This is a genomic window from Armatimonas sp. (assembly GCF_043760365.1).
Lineage (GTDB): Bacteria > Armatimonadota > Armatimonadia > Armatimonadales > Armatimonadaceae > Armatimonas.
On record NZ_JAYUPA010000807.1, the window covers coordinates 1 to 9,311 of the forward strand.

A 9,311-nucleotide genomic window follows, 5' to 3' on the forward strand; every position below is an offset into this window, starting at 1 on the left:
GTCGCAGCGCGGCAGAACACCTACCTCGGCACGGACGCCGACTGGGTGAGCTTCGCCGCGACGGTGCGTACTGCGCCCGATCAGATCGCCATTGCACCGGGCTACTTAGAAAAAGAGTGGAGCGAGAACGGACGGCGCTGCTTCCGCTACAAGATGGACGCGCCTATCCGCCAGTTCTTCACGTTTGTCTCGGCACGCTACGCCGTGAAAAAAGATCAGTGGACAAGCAAAAATGGCAAGCGTGTGGCACTGGAGATCTACTATCATCCCGGCCATGAGTACAACTTGGAGCGCATGATGGCGGGGGCGAAGGCGGCGCTCGCCTACTGCTCAGAGAACTTCAGTCCCTATCAGTTCCGCCAGATGCGCATCCTAGAGTTTCCCGCCTACCAGCAGTTTGCACAGGCTTTTCCCAATACCGTGCCCTACTCCGAGGGAATCGGCTTTATCCTGAAAGTGGGAACAGAAAAAGACGCGCTGGATGTCCCGTTCTACGTCACCGCGCACGAAGTGGCGCATCAGTGGTGGGCGCACCAGGTGCTCGGCGCAAATGTCGCGGGCAGCGAGCTGCTCTCGGAGTCGCTCGCCGAGTACAGTGCCCTCCAGACTCTGAAGAAAACCTACGGCGAGGAGGCACTGGCGCGTTTCTTAAAACTAGATATGGACCGCTATCTACGGGGTCGTGGCACGGAGCGTGAGGAGGAGAATCCGCTGGTGAGCATGCAGCACCAGCAGTATATCCACTATCCCAAGGGTGCAATTGCCTTCTGCGCCCTCGCCGACAGGATCGGCGAGGGGAAACTCAACGCGGCGCTGGCGAGCTTTGTGAAAAAAACTGCCTTTCAAGAGCCGCCCTACACGACTGCGCTGGAGCTAATGGAGACACTCAAAGCCGCCACACCAACCGCCGACCAAACTTTCCTCAGCGATCATTTTGAGAAGATCACACTCTATGATCTGCGGATCAACGAGGCAAAAAAAGAAAAAGTGGGCAGCAAGTGGCGCATCATCGTGCGCTACCAGGCCACGAAAAAATACGCCGATGGCAAGGGCAACGAGACCAATGCAGGCGTGGCGACGGGCTTCGCGTTCGGTCTCTGGAAACATAAAGAGCGTCTGAAAGAGAGCGTTGTCACCTCCGAGCCGGGGCGCATCGTTTTAGAGACCGAAGGTGACGAGCCAGACAAAGTCGAGCTTGATCCCAAGCACCTCTATATTGACCGAACATTGGATGATAACACGAAAAAACTCTAGAATAATCAGGATAATAAAAATGAATAAATTAATTTTACTAGCAACAACAATAGGTTTTCTGACAACGGGAGCACAGGCACAGGAGACGAAAGCAAAGCGCTGGCGTGCGCACTTTGGTATCGGGCTCCCAACAGCGGCGAGTGGCAAGAGTTTTGTGGGCAGCACCGCCCAGAGTGGGGGGATTAGCTACGATCTGGGGCACGTGGGCAATGGAACCTGGGGCCTCTACGGCGATGGCATCATGCGAGGCCGAGAGCGCGACAATGCTGCCGGAGGTGGTACAACCATGACCCGCCAGGGTGCCAACAGCTTCGGCGTTCAGTACCGAGCACACATGGCATCGAACACGGCCCTCTATTATGGCGCGGGTTTCGGCGGCTACAGCCTCACAACCTCATCTGCCGTGAAGACCGGTGATACGACAGTGACCACCACCACCGAAAAAGGTGTCTTCGGAGGCCGTGTCTTTGTCGGCCAGGACTTCGGCAAGCGCTACTTTGGTGAGCTAGGCTACACGTTCGTCGGCAAGGCCACACTAGGGACAAGCAAGGTCAATACTAGCCACACCCAGCTAGGAATCGGTCTGCGATTCTAATTCGCTCCGCCTGCCTCCTTCCCAAAAGGGAGGAGGCAGTACAAAAATCACGAGACAAATATGAGACAAATATAGAAGAGTAACAACAATTCTTCACCTAATAATGCGAACTGGATCAAGCATATTGCTATAAATCCATCAGAATATAACATAGAAAAACAAAATTGCCACGATCATTTTGCTGGCGAATTCTCTCTAAAGCATGCTATACTATACTCATAGTCACCTGGGAAACTGGGTGAGGTAAGCGATCCACCAAACGAGGTGTGATCGCTGTTTTTGTTTTTGGAGGCACGATGACGGACGAAGAAAAGTTCCTGGTGGATCTGCAAGGCTACCTGCTTATCAAAAATGTGCTGAGCACAGACGAGGTTGCTGAGCTGAACGCTCTCGCGGATGAGAAGTTCGCCTACCAGAACGATGGCAAGCTGGATCGGCGTACGCGGTGCTCCACCTGGGGGAAGCCCACGCAGAATTTAATGGATCACCCCAAGATTGTCCCCTACCTCACAGCTCTTATTGATGAGAAATTCCGCCTCGATCATGACTACTGCATCTTCATGCGCGAGGGTGCAGGCGGTGGTGGCCTACATGGCGGCGAGGGCCACGAGGGCGACCACTGGTACAAGTTCCGCCACGATGGCAAGATTCGCAACGGACTGTGTGTTATCACGTACTTTCTCGCCCCTGCAAGAGCAGGCGACGGTGGCTTTTTATGTGTCCCCGGCAGCCATAAATCCAATGTCCCGAATAGCCTCCCCGGAGACGTGCGCGGCCTGAAGCGTCGCCCGCACTATGTTATCCAGCCCGAAGTGGAGGCAGGCGACGCGCTTTTCTTCACCGAGGCACTGATTCATGGCACCGCCCCCTGGACCGCATCGCACGAGCGCCGGGCCCTGCTCTACAAATTTAGCCCCGGCCACTCCGCCTGGAGCCAGCACTACCCGAGTGCCGCCGACTACACCGATCTCACGGAGCAACAAAAGCGTATCCTAGAGCCCCCTTCGGTCGGTTCACGACGCGATGTCGTATAAATAATGAGACAAATACGAGACATGGAATAGCAATAGGACTGAGATAAAAACTATTTCATGGGCGACAGACTAGTCATAATCACAAACACAAGAACAGTCCTAAATAGAAAACAGCAATCATCTCTATAGAAAGAGAGTGGCGAAAACAACCTCTGACGTGCTATACTATATCCATAGTCAGTCAGACAAAAGCGATCCACCAGGAGATGGTGCGGTCGCTGTTTTTGTTTTTGAGGCCCCATGAACCTCGCTAAGCTCCTCCCTACCCTCTGCCAGAGCCGCGCGGCCTGGAACGAGTCGCCCATCGCCGCGACGACCAAAGACCCCCGCGTGCTGGAGACTCTTGCAGCGCTCCTAGCAGTCAAAGAGCAGCTAGAGCGAGAGCTGCTCCCCGAGTTCTTTCTGCCCTTCACTCTGGAAGTCTCCGTGGGGCGGGGCAAGCCTGTCAAAGTACCGTGGCTCTGCATTCTGGGGCCGGAGCAAAAAGTGCAGGAGGGATTCTATGTCGCCGTGAGTGTCGAGCCGCACGGGCGCGGGCTGGTCGCGGGGATCATGAAGTCCGCCACGCACCCACCCGAAGTGCTACTCAGCACCCAAAAGCGAACGCCGCTCCCTGAAAACGCCCTCGATGTGGACAGCCCCACCTACCGCTTCAACGATGCGTTTCACAACCCACAGGAGTTCTTCACCGAGACACTCGATAGTGAAGCGTTTCTGGCCCACCTGCGCGAGAGCCTACACCTCTATACCGAGCTGCTCACGGAGGATCAACCCGAGCCAATCTACCGCCGCAAAGGCCGCAAGCCCAGCCCCACCAAACCCGCGACGAGGGTGAACGAGCCCGCACCTCTTTACCAGACAAGCACCCATGCGCTCTCGAACCTCGTGCCCGCGTTTCGCGCTGCCTGTGCCACTGCGGGGCTTGTCTACACGGAGGAGCGCTTGACGGCGTTCTTTGCCGCGCTGCTCGCCAAGCCCTTTGTGATCTTGGCCGGGCTCTCCGGCTCAGGCAAGACACGGCTCGCACAGGCACTGGCACGCTGGCTCGGTGCCCCCTACGTTCTTGTGGCCGTCGGGCCGGACTGGACAAGCCGTGATCCTTTGCTCGGTTACCCGGACGCGCTGGACCCAAGCCACTACGTGACCACACCCGCGCTAGAGCTTATGCGCTCGGCAAACCAGCAGCCCGAGGTGCCCCATTTTCTGATTCTCGACGAGCTCAATCTCAGCCCCATCGAGCGCTACGGCGCGGATCTACTCTCCGCAATGGAGTCCGGTGAGGCGATATCTCTCGGAGGAGTTCCGCCCGAAACGCTTCCCTGGCCGCACAACCTCTTTCTCATCGGCACCGTGAACCTAGACGAGACCACGCACCCGCTCTCGCCCAAAGTGCTGGATCGTGCCAGTGTCCTTACCTTTGATGGCTCCAGCCTCGCCGCACTCTTAGAGAGTCCCCTGCCCGTTCGCCCAGAGCGACTGACCGGTCAAGGAAATGCCTGGGGAGCCGCACTACTCTCGCCTCTCGCGAGAGGTGAGCGGCAGGAAACGATGGCTCTGATACGCCTCAGTGAGACACTGACCGCCCATGACTTTGGTTTTGGCCTGCGCACCGCCACCGAGATTCTGCGCTTCTGCGCCGCCTACCACCAGCTTATTCCTCCGCCCAGCGGGGGCCAGGGGGTAAATGGCCTCGATACTGCACTCTGCCTCAAGATTCTTCCCCGTTTGCACGGCTCCCAGCGCCGCCTCGCGCCCGCGCTCGATGCCCTGCTCACGCTCGCGGAAGCCGAAAACTGGCCCCAGACCACCACCGCCCTCCGCACTCTCCAGATGCGGCTTCTCCGAGATGGTTTCGGAGGGTACACATTTGAGTAGAAGCTCCCTCGTCTCCCTCGGCCCCGCCAGTCTCCGTCTCTACGGCGACGCACTCAGCTCTATTTCTTCCACCGAGGCCGCCGCATTTGGCGAAGAAATGATCCAGCTTCGCGAGAACGGAGTTGTGGAGTGGGCGCTTTCGGGCGCTCCGAAAAACTGGCGGCTCCATGAGGGCGGGCCGGTGCGGCGGCACCGTGCAAACCCACACTCGGGAACACTCACGGCGGGCAATGAGGTGGGCTTGCTGACGCTTGTGCTGGAGGATGAAACGGGCAAACCACGCGCAAGCGTCGGAATGGAGATCGTCTCCGCCAAGCTCTCCTACCGCGAGGACTTTCGTTTTATGCTCGAAGCCATCGCACGCCGCGCCACGGACTTACTCTTGCGGCAGCGCACTGAGATAACATCGCCGATGGTTCCCACGGAGAAGCCCGATCCCGCCCGACTCACGGAACGCTTTTTCCTCTTGCGCGGCTTACTGGAGAGCGGAGAGTTCCAGCATGGCCTCAGCCGCATTCTCTCCGATCCACACCAGACGCTCTACCCTGAAGCCGAGCAACAGCCACTGAACCGAGCGCGACGGCTCACCCCAAACGCAGTACGCTGGCTCGCCACGGCCACACCCCGCCAGCCCGTTCCTGTCGGGCACCCTCTTGCGGAGCGGGGCCTCGCAACGGTGCCTCATGAGCTGCCACACACGCGCCCCACCGAGACTTACAACACGCCGGAGAACCGCTTTATTTTGGCGGTACTGCGTCAGTTGATTCAGTCCCTGGAGGCGTGCAGTGTCACGGAGCGCTTGAAGAGAGAGGCGCAGTGGCTCGCGAGGCCACTGGAGAGCGCACTCGCTCACCCGATGTTTGCTGGGGTCGGGCCACTAACACAGATTCCCGTCGCCAGCAAGCTCTGGCAGCGACGGAGCGGCTACCGCGAGTTCTATAAAACCTGGCTGGCGACGCAGCAGGCACTTCGGCTGAGCTGGGACGGCGGCCAGGATGTGTTTGGCGCAGGACGACGCGATGTCGCCACCCTCTATGAGTACTGGTGCTTCTTTGAAGTTGCAGAGGCGGTGGAGGCGGCGTTTGGTGTCGCCTTGCCCTACGAGAAGCTTCTGACGCCTACTGCCGACGGCTCCGCCCTCACTCTACGGCGCGGCACGGAGCTACGACTAGAGACTCCCACACTCTGCCTCACCTACAACCCCACACTCGCCACTTGGACACGCCCCGTGCGCCCGGATATCACGCTGGAGCTTGGCGACACGCGCATCCACTTCGACGCCAAGTACCGGCTCAGTGACCAGCACGATGCTCTCACGGATGACATTCTCACGATGCATGCCTACCGCGATGCGATTCCTGGCACGCTCGCCGCCCTCGCGCTCTACCCCGGCAAGGTCATACGCTGGTGGCCTGACACACAAAACCACGGTGGCCTCGGTGCGCTTCCACTCGCTCCAGGCCGTGGCCGCGACGCGCTGGATCAGTTTTTAGGCGCGATGATCGCCTCCAGCAAGACAAGTGCCTGCGCTAGAGGAACATCTGAGAGATCGTAGACGAAACCGGCGGGAGGGAGCGCGGCAAATTCAGGAAACGAGTTTTCCTCAGAGGATGCCGCCTTGCGCTCCAGGCGCTGCGCGAGCCATTTTCGGATCGTGGAAGTCTCGTCCAGGCTATCGCCATCGCCCCCGGGCCCGAGGCGTGTGAGAGCTTCCCAGTAGGAAATATTTAGTGGCCCCGCCACGCCCTTCCAGCTCTTCCATTGCTGATTGCCCATCATCACAAAACCACCGTCCATCTGCATCAAGGGCTTGGAGATTCGGGCGGTTTGAAATGCGGCTTCCAGGCGCTTGCGAAGCTGCACCGCACGGGCCTTGCGGCGCTCGTTCCAGGCGGCGTAGAGGGAGGTATTTTGCTCGCTATTCGTAAAAAAGGGCAACGCGAACTCCCCCGTGTTAGGGAAGCCATTGACCTCTAAAAAATCCGACGGATCTATCCCGTGGGTACGCAAGAATGCCAGCCGCTCCGACGCGCTGTAGCCGCCAGTCCAGAGGGTCTCCAGCCCTCGGTCACTCGCGCCAACATAGCCCAGCGCCGCAAGATCATGTAGGCCAATCTGCGTGACCCCCGGTAGAGCCGCCAGCCGCGCTACCCGCTCCGCGAAACGATCCACGGGGACAGCCTCAGGGGTGAGGGCATCCAGGTGCGTGATCTGCTCAAAGAGCGGCACGATAAAGGGCATGATCTGCGCGATGGCACTGAGCGCCGGGCGGCCCTGTGCCATCTCAGAGGCCGTGCGGCCTGTCACACTGATATCCCGCTCGCGCGGGGTGTCGGTGGGGGCAGGCATGAGCGGCGAGAGAGTGGGCACCAGCGGCAGGGTGTCTTTCTCCGCAGAGAGCAGGCTCATTCCTCGGTCGTCGTTGGCATCGCCCGAGAGCGCCACATAGAGCACCGTCACCCCCCGCGCTCTACACATCGCCAGAAGCTGCTTCGCCTCCTCCTGCGTTTTGGGGGAGCGAACGCGCAGGCCGCGTGTCTTGATGGTTTCCGGGAGCTTGACCAGAGGTATCTCCGGCTGTGGTGTCAGATCACTGAGCGTGAGGACACTGAGCTGCGCCTCGCCCAGTGACGGGCAGAGCACCTGGACGTTTACCCGCAGCTTTGGCAACGCACTCTGGGGAGCGGCAGGCGGCGGAACCCCATTCGGACCAGGCCGTCCCTGACGTGCTGACCAGGCGGCCTCAATCTTCCCCTTCACATCACCGGGTAGTTCGGTAAGAGAGAACTTGGCATCTTTGCCCTCCAGCGCTGCCTGCCAGACTGTCTCCGAGACACCTGCCCCTGCCGCGCGCGGCAGTGTCGTGAGCAGTTTTGCCTGCCGCAGCTTCCCCAGTGCTAGCTTCTGGGCCTTGTCATCGGACATCTGCTCTTGCATCTTGCCCATCTCCTGGGGCAAGATCCCATCAAAGAGCGTGACGGAAGTATTCCCCAGCGGCACTCGGTCATGAGTAATCACAAAGGCAACACTCTGCCCGGCCTGTAGGCGACGAACCGTGGTCGCGCTCGCCCGCAAGATCGCGTTTAGTGCGTCGGCAGCGCTCACACTCTGGCCGGGGGCGATTCGAATAAACACCGGCTGGCTCGCCAGCCGCGCATCGGCGTAGAGCTCCAGCCGGAGCGCTTTTGCCGCCCGCTGCACCACGTCGCCCACCGTTTTTGCATCGGCCAGTGAGAGAGGAACCGCAAAGCGCTCCTGAGAGAGATCCAGATCCGAGGGCGGACGACGATACAGCACCTTCCCCGTCCCCGATGTTCCCTTAGCCTGCGCACGCTGGTACTCCGAGAGCTTGTCGGGAGAGACGGGAAGCGTCCGAAGTGCCACCTGGACAAATCCGCTGGGAGGCTCGCTCAGAGAGACACTGTAGTTTCCCGGCTGTGCCAAAAGAGTCAGATCGCAGCGGAGGCGAATCCGAAACGTGCGCTGGGTGCCCACGGCGAGCACGGGCAGACTCTGCTTACCATACCAGGGGGTCTGCCCGGCGGCCATTGCGGGGGGCACGGCATTGCTCCCACGAAAATCCAGGTTCGTGGGAAATAGCTTCTCCCAGAGTGCCCTCTGCCGTGCATCACTCAGCTCGGCGTAACCGATACCCTGCGCTCCGGCGGCCTGCTGCATCTGGCTCGGACTGAGGCTCGCCAGAAAAGCGTGGGGCAAGCGGGTGCGGTAGAGATCCTGCTGCAGATCCTCGACGCGATCAGGGACGCGCAGCTCGGTGATCAGGGTGGGTCCGGCGGTGGTGAGGGTGGGAAAACGCACCACTTGCTGCTCGAAATAACCCACCAGCTCCGGCAGGCCGTAGCCGTTGCGGGGAGGCGGGAGCGGGGTCTTTCCTGTGAGTAGCAGCGTATTGGGTGCGACCAGCAGTAGTGCACCACGGCGCACGGGATCCCAGTCGAGCTGCTCCAACCCGGTCTGTAGCGTGACTTGTGCAAGCGCAGGCAAGGCTACCAGAGCAGCCAGAGAGACGAGAAATGCAAGAGATTTCATCCTGAAAAAGAGACGGCAATTTGCTCCTGTTGGTTACGGCATTGCATAGGATAAAATGAGAGTTGTGTCATCGCCCATTCGCCGCCAGTACCAGCTCTATATTGAGCGTCCCCCCGAAGCCATCTTTGCGTTCGTGACAGATTTGAGCAACTATGCCCGTGTCTGCCCCGACGATCAGAAAGAAGAGGCGACGGGCGTGGCACAAAGTGTTGGAGCGCTCGTGCTCTTTCGCGGCGGCCCGTGGGGGGATATTACGGCCACCGTGAGTGAGCTAGACTCCCCACGTCTTTTCTGTCTTCAACAAGTCGAAGGCCCGTTTGTCACTTGGACGCACCGCTACAAACTCTCCGCCTTCCAGCAGGGCACGCTGCTGAGCGAGCAGTTCGAATACACCCTCAAGGGGCTCGCAATTGCCAGAGAGCGCCTCCCCAGTACCGGCAAGCTCTGGGACGACTGGGTGCACCACCGGCAGAGCGAGATCAAGCGTATTCAGGAGCGGATCG

At 59.7% G+C, this 9,311-nt stretch carries 6 protein-coding genes and 1 pseudogene; 6 read left to right on the forward strand and 1 reads right to left on the reverse strand.

The features are described 5' to 3' along the window. From ACH2EH_RS19650 to ACH2EH_RS19670, 5 genes are all read left to right on the forward strand, one after another. Positions 1–1,254, forward strand: a 1,254-nt coding sequence (locus ACH2EH_RS19650; RefSeq protein WP_395144338.1) for a M1 family aminopeptidase, incomplete at its 5' end; no start/stop codon positions are given. A 19-nt stretch (positions 1,255–1,273) separates the two neighbouring features. Further along, positions 1,274–1,849: a hypothetical protein gene (locus ACH2EH_RS19655; RefSeq protein WP_395144340.1), complete on the forward strand. Its 576-nt coding sequence runs from the start codon at positions 1,274–1,276 to the stop codon at positions 1,847–1,849. Positions 1,850–2,145: 296 nt separating this feature from the next. After that, positions 2,146–2,883 carry a phytanoyl-CoA dioxygenase family protein gene (locus ACH2EH_RS19660; protein WP_395144342.1) on the forward strand — a complete coding sequence of 246 codons (738 nt, stop codon included), beginning with the start codon at positions 2,146–2,148 and terminating at the stop codon, positions 2,881–2,883. A 240-nt stretch (positions 2,884–3,123) separates the two neighbouring features. Continuing rightward, the gene (locus ACH2EH_RS19665; protein ID WP_395144343.1) at positions 3,124–4,758 is read left to right on the forward strand and encodes an McrB family protein; all 1,635 of its coding nucleotides are present in this window, start codon (positions 3,124–3,126) and stop codon (positions 4,756–4,758) included. Further along, positions 4,751–6,313 (forward strand): DUF2357 domain-containing protein, encoded by a 1,563-nt coding sequence (locus ACH2EH_RS19670; protein ID WP_395144345.1) that lies wholly within the window; start codon positions 4,751–4,753, stop codon positions 6,311–6,313. The genes ACH2EH_RS19665 and ACH2EH_RS19670 overlap by 8 nt, the downstream gene beginning before the upstream one ends. Here ACH2EH_RS19670 and ACH2EH_RS19675 read toward each other — a convergent pair. Next, positions 6,241–8,808, reverse strand: coding sequence for a hypothetical protein (locus tag ACH2EH_RS19675; RefSeq protein WP_395144347.1), 2,568 nt, complete (start codon positions 8,806–8,808; stop codon positions 6,241–6,243). The two genes, ACH2EH_RS19670 and ACH2EH_RS19675, sit on opposite strands and share 73 nt — an antisense overlap. Positions 8,809–8,872: 64 nt before the next feature. On the opposite strand from ACH2EH_RS19675, the pseudogene ACH2EH_RS19680 reads away from it, so the two are divergent. Beyond that, positions 8,873–9,311 (forward strand): annotated as a pseudogene (locus ACH2EH_RS19680) (hypothetical protein); the annotation flags it as partial.